The organism is Nocardia sp. NPDC050435, from assembly GCF_040655395.1.
Taxonomy (GTDB): Bacteria; Actinomycetota; Actinomycetes; order Mycobacteriales; family Mycobacteriaceae; genus Nocardia.
Map to the genome: position 1 here is coordinate 505,143 of NZ_JBFAJW010000002.1, position 18,336 is coordinate 523,478.

21 protein-coding genes and 2 tRNA genes are annotated in these 18,336 nt (G+C 67.6%); 7 read left to right on the forward strand and 16 right to left on the reverse strand.

Translation table 11 applies throughout. The annotated features are described in order from the left end of the window. Nucleotides 1-106 precede the first annotated feature (106 nt). Complete coding sequence (locus tag AB0I43_RS06695; protein WP_356971894.1) at nt 107-529, forward strand: CBS domain-containing protein; 423 nt, start codon at nt 107-109, stop codon at nt 527-529. Nucleotides 530-532: 3 nt separating this feature from the next. Here the strand turns inward: AB0I43_RS06695 and AB0I43_RS06700 are convergent, their stop codons facing one another. The 3 genes from AB0I43_RS06700 to AB0I43_RS06710 all read right to left on the reverse strand — a co-directional run bounded on the left by AB0I43_RS06700 (nt 533) and on the right by AB0I43_RS06710 (nt 2,390). Then, nucleotides 533-991 carry a deaminase gene (locus tag AB0I43_RS06700; protein WP_356971895.1) on the reverse strand — a complete coding sequence of 153 codons (459 nt, stop codon included), beginning with the start codon at nt 989-991 and terminating at the stop codon, nt 533-535. Nucleotides 992-1,080: 89 nt separating this feature from the next. After that, on the reverse strand, nt 1,081-1,749 hold the full coding sequence (locus AB0I43_RS06705) for a RibD family protein (protein WP_356971896.1): 669 nt from the start codon (nt 1,747-1,749) through the stop codon (nt 1,081-1,083). Beyond that, nucleotides 1,746-2,390, reverse strand: coding sequence for an aminodeoxychorismate/anthranilate synthase component II (locus tag AB0I43_RS06710; RefSeq protein ID WP_356971897.1), 645 nt, complete (start codon nt 2,388-2,390; stop codon nt 1,746-1,748). Before AB0I43_RS06710 ends, AB0I43_RS06705 begins: the two co-directional genes overlap by 4 nt. A gap of 111 nt (nt 2,391-2,501) precedes the next feature. Between AB0I43_RS06710 and crgA the strand changes: the two genes are divergently transcribed. Together crgA and AB0I43_RS06720 are read left to right on the forward strand one after the other, a co-directional pair. Further along, complete coding sequence (crgA, locus tag AB0I43_RS06715; RefSeq protein WP_356971898.1) at nt 2,502-2,765, forward strand: cell division protein CrgA; 264 nt, start codon at nt 2,502-2,504, stop codon at nt 2,763-2,765. A 132-nt stretch (nt 2,766-2,897) separates the two neighbouring features. Further along, nucleotides 2,898-3,368, forward strand: coding sequence for a PH domain-containing protein (locus AB0I43_RS06720; RefSeq protein ID WP_356971899.1), 471 nt, complete (start codon nt 2,898-2,900; stop codon nt 3,366-3,368). Nucleotides 3,369-3,411: 43 nt separating this feature from the next. On the opposite strand, the gene AB0I43_RS06725 is transcribed toward AB0I43_RS06720, so the two are convergent. Together AB0I43_RS06725 and AB0I43_RS06730 are read right to left on the reverse strand one after the other, a co-directional pair. After that, nucleotides 3,412-4,302 (reverse strand): rhomboid family intramembrane serine protease, encoded by an 891-nt coding sequence (locus AB0I43_RS06725; RefSeq protein WP_356971900.1) that lies wholly within the window; start codon nt 4,300-4,302, stop codon nt 3,412-3,414. 5 nt (nt 4,303-4,307) lie between these two features. Further along, nucleotides 4,308-4,835 (reverse strand): peptidylprolyl isomerase, encoded by a 528-nt coding sequence (locus tag AB0I43_RS06730; RefSeq protein WP_356971901.1) that lies wholly within the window; start codon nt 4,833-4,835, stop codon nt 4,308-4,310. A 121-nt stretch (nt 4,836-4,956) separates the two neighbouring features. Between AB0I43_RS06730 and AB0I43_RS06735 the strand changes: the two genes are divergently transcribed. Then, the gene (locus tag AB0I43_RS06735) at nt 4,957-5,163 is read left to right on the forward strand and encodes a hypothetical protein (RefSeq protein WP_356971902.1); all 207 of its coding nucleotides are present in this window, start codon (nt 4,957-4,959) and stop codon (nt 5,161-5,163) included. 60 nt (nt 5,164-5,223) lie between these two features. On the opposite strand, the gene AB0I43_RS06740 is transcribed toward AB0I43_RS06735, so the two are convergent. The 4 genes from AB0I43_RS06740 to AB0I43_RS06755 form a co-directional block, all read right to left on the reverse strand. Then, nucleotides 5,224-6,099: an ABC transporter permease gene (locus tag AB0I43_RS06740; protein WP_356971903.1), complete on the reverse strand. Its 876-nt coding sequence runs from the start codon at nt 6,097-6,099 to the stop codon at nt 5,224-5,226. Then, nucleotides 6,096-7,085 carry an ATP-binding cassette domain-containing protein gene (locus AB0I43_RS06745; protein WP_356971904.1) on the reverse strand — a complete coding sequence of 330 codons (990 nt, stop codon included), beginning with the start codon at nt 7,083-7,085 and terminating at the stop codon, nt 6,096-6,098. The genes AB0I43_RS06740 and AB0I43_RS06745 overlap by 4 nt, the downstream gene beginning before the upstream one ends. A 737-nt stretch (nt 7,086-7,822) precedes the next feature. Beyond that, entirely contained in the window at nt 7,823-8,749 is a 927-nt protein-coding gene (locus AB0I43_RS06750; RefSeq protein WP_357431499.1) for an acyl-CoA dehydrogenase family protein, read from the reverse strand. A 20-nt stretch (nt 8,750-8,769) separates the two neighbouring features. Next, nucleotides 8,770-9,264, reverse strand: coding sequence for a pyridoxamine 5'-phosphate oxidase family protein (locus AB0I43_RS06755; RefSeq protein WP_356971906.1), 495 nt, complete (start codon nt 9,262-9,264; stop codon nt 8,770-8,772). 84 nt (nt 9,265-9,348) lie between these two features. Between AB0I43_RS06755 and AB0I43_RS06760 the strand changes: the two genes are divergently transcribed. The 3 genes from AB0I43_RS06760 (at nt 9,349) to AB0I43_RS06770 (ending at nt 11,061) form a co-directional block, all read left to right on the forward strand. Next, nucleotides 9,349-9,774 carry a helix-turn-helix domain-containing protein gene (locus tag AB0I43_RS06760; RefSeq protein WP_356971907.1) on the forward strand — a complete coding sequence of 142 codons (426 nt, stop codon included), beginning with the start codon at nt 9,349-9,351 and terminating at the stop codon, nt 9,772-9,774. A 103-nt stretch (nt 9,775-9,877) separates the two neighbouring features. Beyond that, nucleotides 9,878-10,591 (forward strand): YoaK family protein, encoded by a 714-nt coding sequence (locus tag AB0I43_RS06765; RefSeq protein ID WP_356971908.1) that lies wholly within the window; start codon nt 9,878-9,880, stop codon nt 10,589-10,591. Nucleotides 10,592-10,596: 5 nt separating this feature from the next. Beyond that, nucleotides 10,597-11,061 carry a hemerythrin domain-containing protein gene (locus AB0I43_RS06770; RefSeq protein WP_356971909.1) on the forward strand — a complete coding sequence of 155 codons (465 nt, stop codon included), beginning with the start codon at nt 10,597-10,599 and terminating at the stop codon, nt 11,059-11,061. 51 nt (nt 11,062-11,112) lie between these two features. Here AB0I43_RS06770 and AB0I43_RS06775 read toward each other — a convergent pair. The 7 genes from AB0I43_RS06775 to AB0I43_RS06805 all read right to left on the reverse strand — a co-directional run bounded on the left by AB0I43_RS06775 (nt 11,113) and on the right by AB0I43_RS06805 (nt 18,245). Next, a tRNA-Ala gene (locus tag AB0I43_RS06775) sits at nt 11,113-11,185 on the reverse strand. Between the two features lie 74 nt (nt 11,186-11,259). Further along, on the reverse strand, nt 11,260-11,367 hold the full coding sequence (locus AB0I43_RS06780) for a DLW-39 family protein (RefSeq protein ID WP_356971910.1): 108 nt from the start codon (nt 11,365-11,367) through the stop codon (nt 11,260-11,262). A 158-nt stretch (nt 11,368-11,525) separates the two neighbouring features. Further along, nucleotides 11,526-11,599: transfer RNA gene (locus AB0I43_RS06785), tRNA-Ile, on the reverse strand. 157 nt (nt 11,600-11,756) lie between these two features. Further along, complete coding sequence (locus AB0I43_RS06790; RefSeq protein WP_356971911.1) at nt 11,757-12,716, reverse strand: DUF3566 domain-containing protein; 960 nt, start codon at nt 12,714-12,716, stop codon at nt 11,757-11,759. A 40-nt stretch (nt 12,717-12,756) separates the two neighbouring features. Further along, nucleotides 12,757-15,273 (reverse strand): DNA gyrase subunit A, encoded by a 2,517-nt coding sequence (gene gyrA / locus AB0I43_RS06795; RefSeq protein ID WP_356971912.1) that lies wholly within the window; start codon nt 15,271-15,273, stop codon nt 12,757-12,759. A 54-nt stretch (nt 15,274-15,327) separates the two neighbouring features. After that, nucleotides 15,328-17,364 carry a DNA topoisomerase (ATP-hydrolyzing) subunit B gene (gene gyrB / locus AB0I43_RS06800; protein ID WP_356971913.1) on the reverse strand — a complete coding sequence of 679 codons (2,037 nt, stop codon included), beginning with the start codon at nt 17,362-17,364 and terminating at the stop codon, nt 15,328-15,330. 308 nt (nt 17,365-17,672) lie between these two features. Further along, nucleotides 17,673-18,245 (reverse strand): DUF721 family protein, encoded by a 573-nt coding sequence (locus AB0I43_RS06805; RefSeq protein ID WP_356971914.1) that lies wholly within the window; start codon nt 18,243-18,245, stop codon nt 17,673-17,675. Between the last annotated feature and the right edge of the window lie 91 nt (nt 18,246-18,336).

Below are 18,336 nucleotides of genomic sequence, written 5' to 3' on the forward strand. Positions count from 1 at the left end.
TCCGGCGTCAACAGCTATTTATCGGAAAACCTGAACTCCGCTCGACGACCGGTTGGAGAATGGGGCTGCTCATCCGAATGCGTGCACGCAAACAGGAGGTAGCCCCATGACCACCGCCCGCGACATCATGCGTCCCGGCGCGCACTGGATCTCCACCGAGGACACGGTCGGCAAGGCTGCCCGGCTGATGGCCGAACTAGGCGTCGGATGCCTGATCGTCTCCGACGGCAACGAGCGGATGGCCGGCATCATCACCGACCGCGACATCGTGGTGAAGTGCATCGCCCAGGGCAAGTCACCGGGCGCCACCAAGGCCGGCGACCTGTGCGAGGCCACGCCGCGCTGGGTGTCCGACGACGCCGATGTCGAGCAGGTGCTCGACGAGATGGAGGGCCACCGCATCAAGCGGGTGCCGGTCATCGGCGCCGACAAGAAGCTGGTCGGCATGATCAGCGAGGCCGATCTGGCCAAGCACCTGGACGACAATCAGCTCGGCGAGTGGGTCAACTCGATCTACGGCCGGCCCTGACCGCTAGGACAGATCGAGGTGCCGGTTCATCGCCATGGCCTCGTCCGCGAGGTCGGCGAGCTCGACCACCTCGACGCCCGCCTGCCGTAGCCGCTCCACACCTACGCAGTTTGTCACGAACGTGCCCGGTTCCCGCCACGCGATGACCACCCGCGGAATCCCCGCGCGCAGAATCCGTTCCGTGCACGGTGCGCGGCCGGCGCTCGCCCGCTGCGAGCACGGCTCCAGCGTGCTGTAGATCGTCGCCCGGGCCAGGCGCGGGTCATCGTCGCCCAGTTTGTCCAGCGCCGACTCCTCGGCGTGCACCTTCGGATCGGTCTCCCGGGAGAACCCCGTCGCGATCTCCGTGCCTTCCGCCACGACTACCGCGCCGACGGAGAACGCCGTCTCGCTCGGCGGGCACTGCCACGCGAGTTCGATTGCCCGGCGCAGGAATCGGCGGTCCGCGTCCTCGGTGCTCATCGTCGGGTTCCCCTCTTCTGGGTCAGGCGGATCGCTGCACCGAGGGTAGCGATGCGCTGCTCTCGGCCGGGCCGAATCGCGACGCTCCATCAGCGGGTGTAGCGCAGGACGGCCAAGTCTCCCACCTGAGTGACCTCGGTCAGGCGCAGGCGACGCTGCGGCCCACCGGGATACGCCGCGGGGCCGAGGAAGCGCGGGGCGGCGGGATCGCCGACGAGGATGGGCGCGATCGCCACGCGCAGTTCGTCGGCCAGGTCGGCGGCGAGGAACCCGGTGTGGACGCGGGTGCCGCCCTCGACCATCAGCTGGGCGATGCCGCGTGCGCCGAGATCGTCGAGCAGGGTGGCGAATTCGATGGCCGGCCCGAGCGCGACCACCTCCGCGAGCCCGGCCAGCCGATCACCGATCCGGTCCGCGCCCGCGTCGCTCGTATACACCAGCTTCGCCCCGCCGTGATGCCAGAACCGCCAGGCGGGGTCCAGGTCCCCGCTCGCGGAGATCGTCACCTTCAGCGGGAACTCGGGCTTCCCGGCGGCGCGCCGGGCGGCCCGGCGATCGGGGCTGTTCACCAGCAGCCGCGGATTGTCCCGGCGCAGCGTTTCCGCGCCGACCAGGATCGCGTCCGAGTCGGCGCGGAGCGCGTCCACCCGGTCGAAATCGGCGGCGTCGGACAGCAGCAACCGATCCGGGCCCGCGTCATCGATGTAGCCATCGAGGCTGACCGCCACCGAAAGCAGCACCCGGGGGCGCGGCGTCACTGCGTCACCAGCGCGGCGACCTCCGACTCGAGCATTTCCACCAGGCCCTCGGCCGGGCGCTCGCCGCAGACCTCGAGCCAGTTCGCGAGCATGCGGTGGCCACCCTGGGTGAGGACGGATTCGGGATGGAACTGGACGCCGTGGATGGGCAGGTCGCGGTGCCGCATCGCCATCACGATGCCGGATTCGGTGCGGCCGGTGACCTCGATCTCGTCGGGCAGTGTCTCCTCGGGCACGGTGAGCGAGTGGTAGCGGGTGGCGGTGAACGGGTCGGGCAGGCCGCCCAGCACCCCCTTGCCACCGTGGAAGACCAGCGAGGTCTTGCCGTGCAGCAACTCCGGCGCCCGGGTGACGGTGGCGCCGAACGCCTCGCCGATGGCCTGGTGCCCGAGACAGACGCCGAGCAGGGGCGTCGCGGCCTGGGCGCAGGCGCGCACGAGCGGAATGCTGGCGCCGGCGCGGTCGGGCGAACCGGGCCCGGGGCTGATCAGGATGCCGTCGAAATCGGTGGCGACCGCGGCCACATCCGCCAGCTGTGGATCGTCGTTCCGCCAGACCACGGCCTCGGCTCCGAGCTGGCCGAGGTACTGCACCAGGTTGAAGACGAAGCTGTCGTAGTTGTCGACGACGAGTACACGCATGAAATCGAGATTACTGTGTGCGTGGGACGGTGCCTATTTCTATTACCACGTGGGATAGCCTGGAGAACCGAATCCCCCGGTAACGACCAGCACGCCGAACACGAGGACGTCATGCCCAAGTCGAAGGTCCGTAAGAAGACCGACTACACGATCAACCCCGCCAGCCGGACTCCGGTCAAGATCAAGGGCGGTCCGTCACCGGTCTGGTATGTCGCGATCATGCTGGGCTTCATGGTGGCCGGGCTGATCTGGCTGCTGGTCTACTACCTGGCGGCCGAGAAGATCACCTGGATGAACGATCTCAACGCCTGGAACTTCCTGATCGGGTTCGGGCTGATGGTGGTCGGCCTGATCATGACCATGCGCTGGCGCTGACCTGCGGGTAGCGCCCCGCGACTGCCCGGATCGGCAGTTCTGCCGGAATTAACCGGATAACAGACATGTCATTCATCCCCACCTGTGGATAACTATGGGGACAACTCGAGGAACGATGGGGGAATCGGCCGCATGGAACCGGAATCGTCGATTCCCCAGCCCACCGAACCCGGCACCCTGACCTGGTCCACGCCGACCCCGATGCTGGTCGCGGTCACGATCGGCGGCGTCCTGCTCGCCGGCGCGGCCGTCCTCAGTCGGGACGGCGCCAGTCGCCTGCTGATCGGACTCGCCGCCACCGGCCTGCTCGGACTGGCGCTGCTCGGTTATCGCCAGCGGCCGCGCCTGACCGTCCTGCCCGGCCCGGAACCGCGGCTCGTGGTCCGCTCGATGTTCGGCGCCAGCGAGTACGGCCGCGACCAGATCACCCGCGCCCGCCTGGTGAGCTACCGCCGCCTGGGCCGCAAGATGCCGATGCTGGAGATCGACGTCGACGACCACGGCACCGAGCGCCTGCTCATCTTCGGCCGCTGGGATCTCGGCACCCGCCCGGAAGACGTCTTCGACGCGCTGGTCGAGCACGGGCTCGCCAGCCTGGCCTGACTCGCGCCGCGGCGACGTTTCACGTGAAGCATGCCGATCGCGCTCAGGTGAGCGTGATCGCGCGGACCGCGATGATCACCACGGCGATCAAGCCGATCGCGGCGATACTGGCCCACCCGATGCTGCGCGCGGCTTCCTGAGTCTTCGCGCCGAGCCGTTCGGGCAGGAACAGCACGCCGAGTGCCGCCAGCGTGCCCGCGACCAGACCGCCGAGATGCCCGGCGATCGACAGGTGCGGGATGGAGAAGCTGATGAACAGGTTGATGCCGATCAGGATGTACATCTGATTGGCGTTCTGCCGCAGGCGCAGCAGCAGGACGGTGATCGCGCCGAACATGCCGTACACCGCGCCGGACGCACCGGCGGTGGCTTCCAGCGGCCCTTGGAAAACCATGCACGCGGCGGCGCCGGCGATCATCGAGACCAGGTAGATCGCCAGGTAGCGCAGCCGGCCCAGCGGCGGCTCCAGGCTGCGGCCGATGATCCACAGCGCGAACATGTTCAGCGCCAGGTGAATCGGGCCGTAGTGCAGGAAGCCCGAGCCGATCACCCGGATCCAATCGCCGTTGGCGACCATCGCGGGCACCAGCACCCAGTCGTAGAACAGGCGTGAGGTGAAGAAGTTGGTGCCGCCCTGGGCGTTGTCGATCAGGTTGCGTGACTGCCAGGCCGTGATGGCGTAGACGAGCACGTTGACCGCGATCAACGCGTAGGTCACGTACGGTGTCGGGGCCTTCCCCGCCACCGCGCCCGCGACCGTCCGGACCTGCCTGGTCTCGCGCTGCCCCTGCGCGACACAGTCCACGCAGTGCTGCCCGACCGAAGCCGGGCGCAGGCACTCGGGGCAGGCGGGCCGACCGCAGCGTGTGCACGCCAATCCGGTGGGACGATCGGGATGACGAACGCACGACTGTGCGGGCGGCTGCGGATTCATAGCATTCAGTTGATCGTGATCTTGGAGATCACGACCGGCTCCTTCGGGCGGTCGTTGCGATCGGTCGGGGTGGCGGCGATGGCGTCGACGACCTTGCGCGATTCCGGGTCGATGACCTCGCCGAAAATGGTGTGCTTGCGATTCAGGTGCGCCTGCGGGCTGACCGTGACGAAGAACTGGGAGCCGTTGGTGCCGGGGCCCGCGTTGGCCATCGCCAGCAGGTAGCCGCGGTCGAAGCGCAGTTCCGGGTGGAATTCGTCACCGAACTCGTAGCCGGGCCCGCCGCGGCCGGTGCCGGTCGGATCGCCGCCCTGGATCATGAAACCGTCCATCACCCGGTGGAACAGCGCGCCGTCGTAGAACGGGCCGGTGCTGCCGCCGCTCGCGTTCTGGGTGGTGTACTCCGCCGAACCATCCGCGAGGCCGAGGAAATTACGCACCGTCTTCGGCGCGTGATTGCCGAACAACGCGATCTGGATATCACCGTGGTTGGTGTGCAGGGTCACGCTCGCAGTCTGAATGGGTGAGGTCACGTCGCCATGTTAGTCGCGGGCGGACCGTGCAGGACCGAACCAGCTCGCCGACGCGTCGCAGCTCACAGTCGGAGGACCGGCCGTTACTGCGCGATTTTCCCGGTTGTGCCAGAGTGGTCGAATGACCTTGGGGCGCCCGCTTGTATCCGCACGTTCTCGCAACCGGCTCGTGGCCGCGGTCGTGGTCGCGCTGGCCGCCGGGGTGGCCTGGGTGCTGCGCGCCCGCCGCCCGCAGCCGCCGGCGGTGGCGCCCGAGCCGCCGCGGATCGGCTACTCCCGCAACGGCTCTCCGCAGCCGGTCAGCATCGACGGCAACGGCCGGGCCTGACCCCGCGAACGCCACCGCGCCGGCTCCGTGCGGAACCGGCGCGGCGAATCGAGCCGGGGCTCAGCGGCTGACGGCGCGCTTGTACTGGCGCAGCGCCAGCGGCACGAAGATCAGCAGGATCACCACCACCCAGATCAGCGAGGTCGCCACCGGGTGCTGGATGGACCAGGCATCCGACGGCGGCGGCATCATCGGATCGGTGTTGCCGAACAGATCACGGGTGGCCTGGGTGAGCGCCGACACCGGATTCCACTCGGCGAAGACCTTGAGCACCTGCGGCAGGTTCTCCAGCGGCACGAAGGTGTTGGCCAGGAAGGTGAGCGGGAACATCACCATGAAGCTGGCGTTGTTGAACACCTCGGGCGCGCGGACCAGCAGGCCGACCACGGCCATGATCCAGGAGATCGCGTAGGCGAACAGCAACAGCAGCACGTAGGCCAGCACCGCGTCCATGATCGAGCCGCGGATCCGCCAGCCGACCAGGTAGCCCGTCAGCGACATCACCGTCAGGCTCACCAGGTTGATGACGACGTCGCTGATGGTGCGGCCGAACAGCACCGCGGCCGGTGCCATCGGCAGTGAGCGGAACCGGTCGATGATGCCCTTCTGCATGTCCTCGGCCAGGCCCGCGCCGGTGAAGGACGCGCCGAAGACCACGGTCTGGGCGAAGATGCCCGCGATCAGGAATTCGCGGTAGCCGCCCTCCATGCCCGGCACGGCGATCGCGTTGCCGAAGACGTAGGCGAACAGCAGCACGAACATGATCGGCGAGAGCGTCGAGAAGATCAGCACGTCCGGGACGCGTTTGATCTTGATGACATTGCGCTTGGCGATGGTCAGGCTGTCGTTGACCAGATAGGACAGGCGCTGCCCCAGCCCGGCCCGCTCCGGCTCGGCGAAGGCGGTGGCCGCGGTGCTCTTGTGCAGGTCGGTCATCGCGCCGCCCCTTCCGCCGGTGTGGCGCTCTCGCCGTTGACGTAATCCTCGGCCTCGTGCCCGGTGAGCGTCAGGAAGACGTCGTCGAGCGAGGGCCGGCGCAAGCCGACGTCGTTGATGTGCACGTCGTTGGAGCCGAGCAGGCCGATCGCGTCGACCAGGGCCTGTGAGCCGTTGCTGACCGGCACGATGATCCGGCGCAGCCCCGTCTCGATGTGGATCTCGCCGTCGGCCAGGCCCTTGAGCACCCGCTGCGCGGTGTCCAGTTTCGCCGGGTCGCTGACGGTGAGTTCGATGCGGTCGCCGCCCACCAGGGTCTTGAGCTCGTCGGCGGTGCCGCGCGCGATCACCTTGCCGTGATCGATCACGGCGATGGAATCGGCCAGCCGATCGGCCTCCTCCATGTACTGCGTGGTCAGCAGGAGCGTGGTGCCGCCCGCCACCAACTCCTCGATGACATCCCACAGGTCGAGCCGGGCGCGCGGGTCCAGGCCGGTGGTGGGTTCGTCCAGGAACAGCACCGGCGGGTTGGCGACCAGCGCGCCGGCCAGGTCGAGCCGGCGGCGCATACCGCCGGAGTAGCCCTTGACCGGGCGATCGGCGGCGTCGCTGAGCCGGAAGCGGTCGAGTAGTTCGCGGGCGCGGTCTTTACTGCGCTGCACCCCCATGTGGTACAGCCGCCCGACCATCTCCAGGTTCTCGAAGCCGGTCAGGTATTCGTCCACCGCGGCGTACTGGCCGGAGGCTCCGATGCGGGAGCGCAGCGCCTGCGGGTTGCGGAGCACGTCGATGCCCGCGACGGTCGCGCTGCCCGAATCCGGGACGAGCAGCGTGGTGAAGACGCGGACGGCGGTGGTCTTACCTGCGCCGTTGGGGCCGAGCAGGGCGGTGACGGTGCCCTCGGGCACCGCGAGATCGAGTCCATCGAGGGCGACCAGCTGGCCGTAACGCTTGACCAGACCCTCGGCGACTATTGCGTCGGGCATGACTCTCCTGAGTTTCGTGGGGTTCGCGAAGCGGGCCGATCGATACTCGAGTCAGTATTGTCCGACACGCCTGCAAATACATCCGTTTTTCCGGGTGTGCCGGTCGTGCCGGGAAACGTCGAAGGCCGCATCCCGTTCCAGGCGGTGCTCGGGGTACCGGAACGGAATGCGATCGATTCGATCCTCGCGCGTGGGGCCGCCACGAGTCGTGCGTAGCCGGCTACCCGTTTCGGCGGCGGGCGGTACTCGAGTACCGAGCGATTCATGGCGCCATGCTCGCATCAGGGTCCGACAAGTTCTCGGTCTCGACATGCCCGAGCCGCCTAGGACACGCGACAAATACGACAGAATCGGGACGAACGCGCCAGCCCGAATCCCGCTGCGGGACAGGCAGCGACCGGTCTGCATGTTTGGCGGAAACCGGCAGAGTTCCAGCTGAACGCCGCCCGACGTCCTGTAATTTCCTGAACGACAAGGCTTTTGGCAAACAATCAGCCGATACCGTACCGGCGCCGAGTAACCCGGCTACCGCGCCGCGACGCACGCGCCGCGACGCCTAGGTAGGACAACTCCTAAAAATCTACGAAAGTGGCGTTCCCCACGCACACACAAACTCGAAACATCGCGTAGGATCATTCTCGTCGGCCCCTCCCCCCCGGGCCGACCCTACGCGGGCCTCGGCTAACTCCCCCCCTTCGCCGAGGCCCGCTCCCCATTTTCCGGGCAGGTTTCCGGCCTCAGTCCGTAGGCTCGTCGAAACCCACCCGCCGCCAGGCCGTCGTCAGCCGCTGCGCGCGCACCCGCCCGGCGGTCGCCAGCAGCGGGCGATCCCGCTCCCAGCGTTCCCGGGTCTGCGCGTCCACCTGATTCCACAGCGGGGCCGAGTCCAGCAGCAGCCGCTCGAATTCCGCGAAGATCCCGCCCAGCGCGATATGCGTTCCGGCCGAGCCGGGAGCCGCCGGATCCAGCCCGCGCACCATCGCCACCCCGGCCAGCAGCCGCTGCAGCATCGACTGCGGCCAGTGCGCCTGCCGCCCCACCCGCACCAGCCAGCCCAGCGTCGCCGCGAGCACGTGCACGTCCTCCACCGTGCGGAAGGGCTTCAGGAAATCCGCATAGCCGTCGCCCGGCAGCGGCCGCCCCGCCGCGTCCTCGAAAAGCACTGTCGCGTGCGGGATCTCCGGGGCCATCGGCAGCGGCGGCCGGTTGGTCACCGTGACACCCGACTGCCGCGCGTCCACCACGACCGCGCGCAGTTCGTGCCGCCCGTCGATCACCGCGCCGGTGGCGGCGACCACGATCAGCTGCCGGGCGTGCTCGCCCATCGTCGTGAACGACTTGGCGCCGCGCACCACCCAGCCACCGCCCGCGGGCGCCACGGTGGTCCGGATCGCCGCGGGATGCGCACCGTTCTCCTCCGTCGCCGACACCGCGAGCAACTCCCGGCCGGCCACCTCGGGCAGCAGCTGCCGCAGCGCCTCCTGATACCCGGACAGGAACGCGAAACCCAAGCGGTCCGCGACGAATCCGCCCGCCACCGCGGCGTCCACCGGCGCCGGGAAGCGCGCCGCGATCGCCGCGTGCCGGGCCCATGCCGCTTCCAGGTCGGCGTCCACCGGCGCGGCGATCGGTTCGGTCAGCAGAAACTCGAGCACATCGTTCACTCCTGCACGGTAACCCGTGCTCAGGCCCCGGCCGGCTGCCGTGCGGGCTGCCAGATCCGGCTGCGCAGATCCCGGCCGCGAATCACCTGGACGCGGAACGGTTCCAGCCGCATGACATGCAGCTTCGGATCCGCCGGCGAACTCCAGAACTGCCCGAGCGGATAGCCCGCACCCGGCGGGCTGGTCTGCGAGTACAAATCCCAGACCCGTTGCCGCACGGCCATGTCGTCCGCCCACGCGGCGGTGGCGTCGATGGCCACCGAGTCGTTGCGCCGGTCCCAGTACGAGAAGCTCACGTGCGGATTGCGCGCGATGTGCGCCGCCTTCACCGGCGTCTTGTAGGTGGCCAGCCAGCCCACCGGCCGCCCGTCCACGTTCTCCCAGATGGGGATGAGCACCCGGGTTCGCGGCCGGTCCTTGCTGTCCACCGTCACCATGGTGGCGTAGACGATGCGGCCGACGTAGGCGTCGAACTCCGCCTCCAGCTGCGCGAACTGCGTGACCTCAGCACTCATGGTGTTTGCCCTTCCTTGCGGTACCCCGACGGCATGTCGGTTACTTCTTGTAACTGAGGCCATCATGCGTCACTATTGGTAACCATGGAAGAAGGCACATTGCAGACCCTCGGTTACTGCGCGGATACCGAGGACTTCTCGGCTCGGCAGTGGGACACCCGCGAAGACTGCGAAGTCCGCCAGATCCTGGACCGCATCGCCGACAAGTGGTCGCTGCTCGCCATCGCCCTGCTGGCCGGGCGCACCATGCGCTTCACCGAGCTGCGCCGCGAGATCGACGGCATCAGCCAGCGCATGCTCACCCGCACCCTGCGGCATTTGGAGCGCGACGGCCTGGTCCGCCGCACCGTGTACCCGGTGGTGCCGCCGCGCGTCGACTACGAGCTCACCCCGCTCGGCGCGGGCCTGCACCACACCATTCAGGCCCTGGTCAGCTGGACCGAAAACCATCAGCAGGAGATCGCGGCGGCCCGCACCGCCTACGACCGCGCCGAAGCCGCGGCCGTCTGACCGCACAGCGAATTGCTGGAATCCCCGGCGTTCCCTGCCGGGGTTCCCGCCTCCCGTAGGCCAGACTTGGACATCGTCCACTGCCCTGGGAGGAGCCCGACCTGTGAAGCAGCCGGATCCGGCGCGTAAACGGGAACTGTTCGACTCCGAGGCCCGCATCTCCTGGGTGCTGGCCGCGCTGGCCGGCCTGATCGGCGCGGCCGCCTTCATGCACACCGCCGGCTACTTCGTCACGTTCATGACCGGCAACACCGAGCGCGCCGTGCTCGGCTACTTCCACGACGAACGCGACGCGGCCATCGCGGCGACCGCGCTGCTGCTGGCGTTCCTGTCCGGCGTCGTCGTCGCCTCCTGGTGCCGGCGGCACTTCTGGCACGACCATCCGCACGGCCCGACCCTGCTCACCACCGTCAGCCTGGGCATCGCCTCGCTCGTGGACGCGTTCCTGCTCCCGCACGAGTCCGACACCAGCCGTATCGGTTTCATCCCCATCCTGTTCGTCGCCTTCGGCGTCGGGGCGCTGAACACCTCGTTCGTCAAGAACGGCGAAGTCTCCATCCCGCTCAGCTACGTCACCGGCACCGTCGTGAAACTCGGCCAGGGCATCGAGCGCCACCTCTCCGGCGGCACCTACGCCGAATGGCTCGACTACTTCCTGCTCTACGCCAGTTTCGCGCTGGGCGCCCTGCTCGGCGGCGTGATCGCCCTGGTGGTCCCCGGCTGGGCGATGCTGATCGCCGCGACGATCGTCTGCCTGCTGGTCACCGGCTACACCTACCTGCACCTGGACCGGCACGGTCCGCTCGAGGAGGCCTGACCGAGGTGTGCCAGTACTGCGGCTGCCGCGACATCCCGCTGATCAAGGAGTTCATCGCCGAGCACGAGGCGGTCTACAACCTCGCCGGCGAGATCGAGCGCGCCCTGGGCCGCGGCGATATCGCTGCGGCGCAACGGGATCTGGCCGAGCTGCGACGCCGGCTGTCCGAGCACTGGGCGGGCGAGGAGCAGGGCCTGTTCGCGGTGATGCGCGACGACCCCGACTGCGCGGCCTACATCGCGACGCTGGAGGACGAGCACCGGGAGATGACCGTCGCCCTGGACACCGCCGACCTGAGCGTTCCCGCGGGCCGGGAGCAGGTGCTGGCCTCCCTCGCGACCCTGTGGCCGCACATCGAGAAGGAAGAGGACGGCCTGTTCCCCATGTCGCTCACCACCCTGTCCGGCGACCAGTGGGACGCCGCCATCGATGCGTGGGAAAGAGTGCACGCCCGTCGTGTCCCCCGCTGACCCGAAACGCGAGAAGCAGGCCGAGAATATCCCTCGACCTGCTTCTTTCTGTGGAGCCTAGGGGAATCGAACCCCTAACCCCTGCCTTGCAAAGGCAGTGCTCTGCCAATTGAGCTAAGGCCCCGTCACCGCACGAAACGGTACCTGTCCGGCGTTTGTCACGTCAAACAGGCCCATTCCGGGGTGAGCTGGGAGAACTCAGCGGTTGGTGACCTCGTGCCAGAGATCGGCATCATCCCGCTTGCGCAGCTTGCTGATTCCGACGAGAACGGCGACCGCAATACCAACGGTAAGAAGAAGTTTCATGCCACCACAGTACTGGGCCGAAGATTACAGGCCCAGAACATTCCGGTTCGGGGGTCCGGGGGCGGAGCCCGCCGGGGGCCGCGCCCCCGAATATTATGAGTGAAACGAGAAATGGCTCATGCTTTTGCTGAGCATGAGCCAACTATCGAGTGGAACGGTGGGCCTAGGAGGACTTGAACCTCCGACCTCTTCGTTATCAGCGAAGCGCTCTAACCGCCTGAGCTATAGGCCCGTATCGACTTCGAGTTTTACCAACCCGAGCCGAGGACAAAGATTACCCGACACCACCGGGTACAACCAAAACGGCTGGTCAGAGCGCTAATCGTCGGCGTTTCGGAAAAGCCGAACGGCCGGTGCGCGGGGCACCGGCCGTTCGGGAGAACCGTCTTCTAGTCGGGGTCGGCCAGGGTGACCTGGATACCGCCGACGAGATCGCAGCACTGGTTGTAGATGAACGTGCCGACCGTGCCGAGCGCGGTGAACAGCACCACGTTGATCAGGCCGACGACACCCGCGTACCCGAACACCGTGCCGGCGTCGATCAGGCCCGCCGAGCCGCTGTCCTGGGACACCATGTCGGTGAAGGTGTTGTTCAGCCGCTCCCACACGCCCATGCCCTCGAGCACGATGTAGAGCAGACCGACCGCGAGCATCCACACGAAGAACAGCGCGACGCTGATCACCAGCGAGATCTTCAGCGTCGACCAGGGATCGATACGGCGAATCTGGACCGTGGCGCGCAGCGGCTCACCGGCGGCGGCCGCGGCCACCGCGACCGGAGCGGCGGGCGAGACCGGGTGGTACTGCGGCATCGCGGCGCCGGCGGCCTCCTGCGGGGGCAGGGGGTGCCGGATGTCGGACAGGTCGGGCATGTCCTTGATCAGTTCCGGCCGCGCGATGCTGCGCGTAGGCCCGTCGATGCCAACGGATTTCACCATCGCCGCTTCCTTGCGCGCGGCTTTGGCGGCGAGGTCGGCGGTGGTGCGAGCGTTGGTGACGCCGCCGTTCAGCCCGCCCGCGGGCCGCCCGGTGACCGGGGCCTGGCCCGGCCGGTACAGGTTGGACTGCGGTTCCCGCTGCGGAAGCTGCGACCAGCCTTCCTGATACGGCGATTGGCCGGAGCCGGACTGCTCGGCCGGCTCCTGTTCGCGCCCTTCGGCGCCGGAGTTCTGCTCCGGCGCCTTGGACCCGAATTCGCCTTGCTGATCCGGATTTTCGTTCGACTGCCCGCCTTCGCCCGAATTGACCGGCCGGGATGTCGGCCGCGGCGGAATCGGGGACGGTGCGATCCGTTCGGTCACACCGTTCGTGTGCTGCCGCTCGTCATTCGGCTGATTCGGAGTGGTCAATGGGAATCCTTAGATCCGTTCGTTGCCGCCGCTGGTGGATTTACTCGGAACCGGCGCTGTCGCCGCCGGCGATCTGATCGACCTGATCGGGTTCGTCGGCGTTGCGCGCGATAGCAAGCAACGTATCCCCATCCGCGAGGTTCATCAATCGCACGCCCTTGGTCTGTCGTCCAGCCTTACGAACCTGCTTCGCCGCCGTGCGGATTACGCCACCGCCGGACGTGATCGCGTACAACTCATCCTCGTCGTCGACGATGAGCGCACCGACCAGAGTGCCACGCTTGGCGTCGAACTGGATAGTCAATACGCCTTTACCGCCCCGGCCCTGTGCGGTGTACTCCTCGATCGCGGTGCGCTTGGAGTAGCCGCCCGAGGTCGCGACCAGCAGATACGTGTCGGGGCGAACGACGTTGAGCGACAACAGTTCGTCATCGGCGTTGAACCGCATGCCCTGCACGCCGGAGGTGGCGCGGCCCATCGGGCGCAGCGCCTCGTCGGTGGCGGAGAAGCGGATCGACTGGCCGTGCGCCGACACCAGCAGCAAATCGTCCTCGGCGGCGCACAGCACCGCGCCGACCAGCTCGTCCTCGTCGCGCAGGTTCACCGCGACGATGCCGCCGCTGCGGTTGGAGTCGAAGTCGGTCAGCTTGGACTTCTTCACCAGGCCGTTCTTGGTGGCCAGCACCAGGTAGGGCGCGTCCTCGTAGCCCTGGATGCGGATGATCTGGGCGATCTTCTCATCGGGCTGGAAGGCCAGCAGGTTCGCCACGTGCTGACCGCGCGCGGTCCGGCTCGCCTCGGGCAGCTCGTAGGCCTTGGCCCGGTACACCCGGCCCTTGTTGGTGAAGAACAGCAGCCAGTCGTGCGTGCTGGTGATGAAGAAGTGCTTGACGATGTCGTCCTGCTTGAGACCCGCGCCCTGCACGCCCTTGCCGCCGCGCTTCTGCGAGCGGTAGAGGTCGGTCTTGGTGCGCTTGGCGTAGCCCGTCTCCGTCACGGTGACGACCACGTCCTCGCGGGCGATCAGATCCTCGTCGGCGACGTCGCCGTCGGCCGCGACGATCCGGGTGCGCCGCTCGTCGCCGAACTTCTCGACGATCTCGCGCAGTTCGTCGCGCACGATGACGCGCTGGCGCTCCGGCTTGTCGAGAATGTCCTTCAGGTCGGCGATCTCGGCTTCGATCTTGTCCAACTCGTCGACGATCTTCTGCCGCTCCAGCGCCGACAGGCGCCGCAGCTGCATGTCGAGGATGGCGGTGGCCTGGATCTCGTCGATCTCGAGAAGCTGCATCAGGCCGGTGCGCGCGGTGTCGGTGTTGGCCGAGCGGCGGATCAGCGCGATGACCTCGTCGAGCGCGTCCAGGGCCTTGACCAGGCCACGCAGGATGTGGGCCCGCTCCTCGGCCTTGCGCAGCAGGTAGCGGGTGCGCCGGACGATGACTTCCAACTGATGATCGACGTAGAGCCGGATCATCTGGTCCAGGCGCAGGGTGCGCGGCACGCCGTCCACGATGGAGAGCATGTTGGCGCCGAAGCTGGTCTGCAGCTGGGTGTGCTTGTAGAGGTTGTTCAGCACCACCTTGGCCACGGCGTCGCGCTTGACCGTCACCACGATGCGCATGCCGGCGCGGTCGGAGGACTCGTCGTGGATGTCCGAGATGCCCGCGATCTTGCCGTCTTTCACCTGCTCGGCGATCGAGTTGATGAAGTTGTCGGTGTTGACCTGGAAGGGCAGCTCGGTGATGACGATGGTGGTGCGGCCGCGGTTGTCCTCTTCGATCTCGACCACGCCGCGCATGCGGATGGAGCCGCGACCGGTGCGGTAGGCGTCCTGGATGCCCTGGCCGCCGACGATCAGGCCGTAGGTCGGGAAGTCCGGGCCCTTGACCCGCTCCATGCAGGCCTCGAGGGTGGTCTCCTCGTCGGCCTCGTAGTGCTCCAGCGCCCAGTAGACGGCCTCGGCGAGCTCGTTCAGGTTGTGCGGCGGGATGTTGGTCGCCATGCCGACCGCGATGCCGTTGGAGCCGTTCATCAACAGGTTCGGCACCCGGCTGGGGAGCACCGTCGGTTCCTGCGAGCGGCCGTCGTAGTTCGGCGCGAAATCGACCGTCTCGTGGTCGATCTCGCGCAGCATCTCCATGGCCAGCGGCGTCAGGCGGCACTCGGTGTAGCGCATGGCGGCCGCGCCGTCGTTGCCGCGCGAGCCGAAGTTGCCCTGGCCGTCGACCAGCGGGTAGCGCAGCGACCACGGCTGGGCCATGCGCACGAGGGTGTCGTAGATCGAGGCGTCGCCGTGCGGGTGGTAGTTACCCATGGTCTCGGCGACCGGGCGGGCCGACTTCACATAGCCGCGGTCGGGCCGGTACCCGTTGTCGTACATCGCGTAGAGCACGCGCCGGTGCACCGGCTTGAGGCCGTCGCGCACGTCGGGCAGCGCGCGGCCCACGATCACGCTCATCGCGTAATCGATGTAGCTGCTCTGCATCTCGTTCTGGATGTCGACCGGTTCGATCCGGTCACCGGCCCCGCCGTTGGGCGGCAACGTGGTCTCAGTCATGTGAAAGTGATCTCCGTAGGAAGTCTGTGGGCAGCGATGGTCCCCCCGAACCGGCTACACGTCGAGGAAGCGAACGTCCTTGGCATTGCGGGTGATGAAGCTGCGGCGGGCCTCGACGTCCTCACCCATCAGGATGGAGAACAGCTCGTCGGCCGCGGCGGCGTCGTCGAGGGTGACCTGACGCAGCACCCGGACCGACGGGTCCATGGTGGTCTCCCACAGCTCCTTGGCGTTCATCTCGCCCAGACCCTTGTAGCGCTGCACGCCGTCGTCCTTGTTGATCTTCTTGCCCGACGACAGGCCGGCCTCGAGCAGCACGTCGCGCTCGCGGTCGGAGTAGGCGAACTCGGGATCGGCGCGCTGCCACTTGAGCTTGTAGAGCGGCGGCTGCGCGAGGTAGACGTGCCCGTGCTCGACCAGCGGCCGCATGAAGCGGAACAGCAGGGTGAGCAGCAGCGTCGAGATGTGCTGGCCGTCGATGTCGGCGTCGGCCATCAGCACGATCTTGTGATACCGCAGCTTGGCGATGTCGAACTCGTCGTGGATGCCGGTGCCGAACGCGGTGATGATCGACTGGACCTCGTTGTTCTTGAGGACGCGGTCGATGCGGGCCTTCTCGACGTTGATGATCTTGCCGCGCAGCGGGAGGATCGCCTGGTACATCGAGTCGCGGCCGGATTTGGCCGAGCCGCCGGCGGAGTCGCCCTCCACGATGTAGATCTCGGACTTGACCGGGTCCTTGGAGCGGCAGTCGGCCAGCTTGCCGGGCAGGCCGCCCAGGTCGGTGGCGGACTTGCGGCGCACCAGCTCGCGGGCCTTGCGCGCCGCGACGCGCGCCTGCGCGGACGAGACCGCCTTGTTCACAATCGTTTTGGCATCGGCCGGATTGGCCTCGAACCAGTGCTGCAGGTGCTCGTTGCACGTCTTCTGGACGAACGACTTGACCTCGGTGTTGCCCAGCTTGGTCTTGGTCTGGCCCTCGAACTGCGGCTCACCGACCTTGACGCTGACGATGGCGGCCAGGCCCTCGCGGATGTCGTCACCCGTGAGGTTGCCGTCCTTCTCCTTGATCAGCTTCTTGTCTTTGGCGTACTTGTTGACCACCGTGGTCAGCGCGGCGCGGAAGCCCTCTTCGTGGGTGCCGCCCTCGTGGGTGTTGATGGTGTTGGCGAAGGTGTGCACCGACTCGGAATAGCCGGAGTTCCACTGCATCGCGACCTCGAGCTCGTGGCCGGTGCCCTTGCCGGTGAACGCGACGATCGAGTTGTGGATGGCCTGCTTGGTCCGGTTGATGTGCTTGACGAAATCCTCGAGCCCGCCCGGGTAGTGGTAGGTGCGCGACTTCACCTTCGGCGCGGCGGCGGCCTCGGCGGCCTCGTCGGCGTGCTTGGGCGCCTCGGCCGTCTCGCTGACCACCTCGTCGGTGACGTCGCTCTCGGAGACCCGCTCGTCGGTGAGGGTGATGGTGAGTCCCTTGTTCAGAAACGCCATCTCCTGCAGGCGGCGTGCGACCGTCTCGAAGTTGTAGGTGGTGGTCTCGAAGATCTCCGGATCCGCCCAGAAGCGGATGGTGGTACCGGTGCGCTTGGTCGGCTCGCCCTGGACCAGCTGGCCCGGCTTGGCGTCCTTGTAGGTCTGGGTCCAGTGGAAGCCGGCGGTGTCGATCTCGGCCTCGAGCCGGCTCGACAGGGCGTTGACCACGGAGATACCGACACCGTGCAGACCACCGGACACCGCGTAGGAGTCGGAGTCGAACTTGCCGCCCGCGTGCAGCTGGGTCATGACCACCTCGATGGTGGGGATGCCCTGCGCGTGCATGCCGGTGGGGATACCGCGGCCGTCGTCGACCACCTCGACGCCGCCGTCGGCGAGGATCTTCACATCGACGCGCGTGGCGTGGCCGGCCATCGCCTCGTCGACGGAGTTGTCGACGACTTCCCAGATCAGATGGTGTAGACCGCGCTCACCCGTGGAGCCGATGTACATGCCGGGACGCTTGCGAACCGCCTCGAGGCCTTCGAGGACCGTAATGGAGGAAGCATCGTAATCACCGGATTTTGCTTTGGTCGAGCCCGATTCGTTGGCAGCCACTGGTCGGTAGCTCTCCTTACTTGCTGATCCTCTGGACAGCGGGCGGGCAGTACACGTGAAACCCCGTAGTCTGGACTGGTCGAAAAAAGGGGTCCGAGAGCGTGCCGTTCCGAACGCGCCGAAGGTTCGCCGCTAGTTACGTCACCATCCTACTGGTAGACCCGAGCCACAGTGCACCTAACACACCCCTCACAGCTCCGTGGCTCAAAGAAATCGACTCCACACGTGTCCTGTCGGCCATGCGGCGGTTTGATCCGCCTCTCCGAGCACCTAGGGCGCACTAGTTACTAGCCCGGAATTAGCGCTGTTCACCCGTAGGTGTCGCGCGGGCCGCGGCCGCGGATGTGACGTTCACCCTTACGCCAGCTCGGAGCGGTCGGTCCGGTGATCTTCAGCTGCTTGACCACGCCGTTTCCGACCGCGGCCGCGATCTTGGCCAGGATCTGGCTCTGCAGCATGCGCAATTGCGTTGCCCACGCGGTGGATTCGGCGGCGATGGACAGTACGCCGTCGGTAAGCGAGACCGGGTTCGCGTGCGCGGCGATGTCCTCCCCCACCACCGTGGCCCACTGCCCGAAGACCATGCCCTCGGCGACCTTGGCCGACCAGCCGCGGTTCTTCGCCAGCGCGCCGGCGAGTTTGAACAGGGGCTGGGGATCACGGGCGTCCGGGCCCGGGCCGGACCAGCCCGACCGCCGGCGCGCGCCGGTGCGCAGACCGCGCTTCGGCGAGGCCCGGCCCTGGCCGACCGACTTCCCGCTGGCGCGCGCGGCGGCCCGCGCCTCCTCCAGCGCTCGCCGCGCCAGATCGATGCCGCGCAGCTCCGGATCGCCGCCGGGTGGTTGTGCACCGGCGCCGTGCTGCTCCGACTCGTCGGTCATCACCTGCTCCGTTCACGCTCCGGGTTTGTCCCCAGATTTGTCGAGTTGTCCCCAGGCACGGTATAAGCCCGCCCGGGGTGGAAATCCCATG